This window comes from Mesorhizobium sp. M7A.F.Ca.US.014.04.1.1 (assembly GCF_003998745.1).
GTDB lineage: Bacteria > Pseudomonadota > Alphaproteobacteria > Rhizobiales > Rhizobiaceae > Mesorhizobium > Mesorhizobium ciceri.
Map to the genome: position 1 here is coordinate 1 of NZ_RZRW01000811.1, position 1989 is coordinate 1989.

Annotated in this window: 3 protein-coding genes; all 3 read right to left on the reverse strand. The window is 63.9% G+C overall.

The annotated features are described in order from the left end of the window. The coding region (locus EOA22_RS31775; RefSeq protein WP_348629516.1) for a fumarylacetoacetate hydrolase family protein at positions 1-368 on the reverse strand (368 nt) is incomplete at its 3' end. A 235-nt stretch (positions 369-603) separates the two neighbouring features. Next, positions 604-1584 carry a 3,4-dihydroxyphenylacetate 2,3-dioxygenase gene (gene hpaD, locus EOA22_RS31785; protein WP_063169700.1) on the reverse strand — a complete coding sequence of 327 codons (981 nt, stop codon included), beginning with the start codon at positions 1582-1584 and terminating at the stop codon, positions 604-606. Positions 1585-1598: 14 nt separating this feature from the next. Next, positions 1599-1989: aldehyde dehydrogenase family protein (locus EOA22_RS31790; RefSeq protein WP_127390513.1), on the reverse strand; the 391-nt coding region annotated here is incomplete at its 5' end.

Below are 1989 nucleotides of genomic sequence, written 5' to 3' on the forward strand. Positions count from 1 at the left end.
GGCGGCCGCACCAGCGGCGCGCCATGGCCGACGAAGGAGCGGGGAAAACGGACGAACAGCGACGGATTCGAGGGTGCTGCCTGGCCGTCCTTGTACTCCTCGTTGCGGTCCGGATAGTTGACGCCGACGCAGATGATCTTTTCCGGCGAAGGGATCGGAATTTCGTAGGCAATGGCGTCGAGCGGGAAATCGATCGGGAAGGCCTCGGCCTCTTCCGCCAGCCGCCGCAAGGCGCCGGCCTCGATCGCTTCCCGCAGCGTCGGCCACTGGCCGTGGCGCGCCGACAGGTTGATGACACCCTTGCTGGTGACCGCGCCATAGCGCGCCTTGCCGCCGACGGTGAAGGTGGCGAGCCGTGCGTGTTTCATGCTGCGGCTCCGGCAATGGTGGTGGGCGAGGATGGCGCTCTACGGCGCCCCCCTCTGTCCTGCCGGACATCTCCCCCACAAGGGGGGAGATCGGATGTCATCTCTGCCTTCGCCAATTTCCAACGCTGCAACAGAGGCGCTGACCATGGGCCTAGCCAATCTCCCCCCTTGAGGGGGAGATGTCCGGCAGGACAGAGGGGGGCGCCACGGAACGCTGACATCTCCAAAATCCCACTCACGGCGCAATGATCGGCGAAGCCGCCAAATCCGGCTGGCGCGCCTCCGCCCCGGCAAACGCACTGCCCTCCTCGAACCAGCTTTTCGGCGCCGGTGCGCCCCACAGCGTCTGGCGCTGCGGGTCCTTGAGGTCCCACTTGATCGGCTCCAGGTCCGGATCGACCGTCTGGTAGTCCGAACAGTAGATCTCGATACGGTGGTTGTCCGGGTCGCGGACATAGAGGAAGAAGGCGTTGGAGATGCCGTGCCGACCAGGGCCGCGTTCGATGTTCGGCAAATAGCCCGTGGTCGCCATCAGGTCGAGCAGGTCGATGATGTTGAGCGGCGTCGGCACCCAGAAGGCGACATGATGCAGGCGCGGGCCGATGCCGTTGGTGAACGCGATGTCGTGGACGCCGCCCTTGCGATGCGTCCAAGCTGCCCAAAGCTTCCCGGTTGCGGCATCCTCGGTGTATTCGGTGACGCGAAAACCGAGCTCGTTGTAGAAGGCGACGGACTCGTCGACATTGGGCGAGAAGCAGTTGAAGTGGTCGATGCGTAGCGGCTTGACGCCCTTGTAGAGCGCATATTTCTGATGGATCGGCGGCAGCCTTTCCATCTGGGCATAGAACTCCAGCGGAATCCCGTGCGGGTCGCGCGTCCGAAAAGTGCGCGACTGGTAGGGCCGCTCGACCCATTCCACCGGCAGGCCCTTGCCCTTGAAGAAATACTCGGCCTTATCGAGGTCCTCGTCCGAAAAGACCTTGAAGCCGAGGTCGCGCGCTTCCGGCGTCGTCGCCTTGCGCAGCACGATGCAGTGATGGCCACGTTCCTCCATGGCGCGCAGGTAGATGGCGCCTGATGTCTCGTCGGTAACCTGCAGGCCGAGCGTGTCGACATAGAAGGCGCGGGATTTGGCGAGGTCGGTGACAGCCAACTCGACATGGCTGAGGCGCACGATGTTGAAGGCGGGGTAGAGATTGGGTTTGGGCAAGGGCATCCGATTTCCTCCGGTCAGCCGCCGAGTTTCTGGATCGCGTGCGCCGTCGTCGCGAAGGCGACGTTCTTCGTCTCCATGTAGAAGTCGAAGGAATGGTCGCCGCCGTCGCGGCCGATGCCGGAATTCTTGACGCCGCCGAAGGGGGTCGGCAAATGCCGCACGTTCTCGGAGTTAACCCAGATCATGCCGGCCTCCAGCGCATCGGTGAAACGGAAGGCGCGGGTGACGTCAGAGGTCCAGAGATAGCCGGTCAGGCCGTATTGCGTGTCGTTGGCCAGCGCCAGCGCTTCCGCCTCGTCGTTGAACGCAATGGCGCTCAGCACCGGCCCGAAAATCTCCTCCTGCGCGATGCGCATGCCGTTGGTCACGTTGGTGAACAGGGTCGGGCCGACATAACAGCCGCCT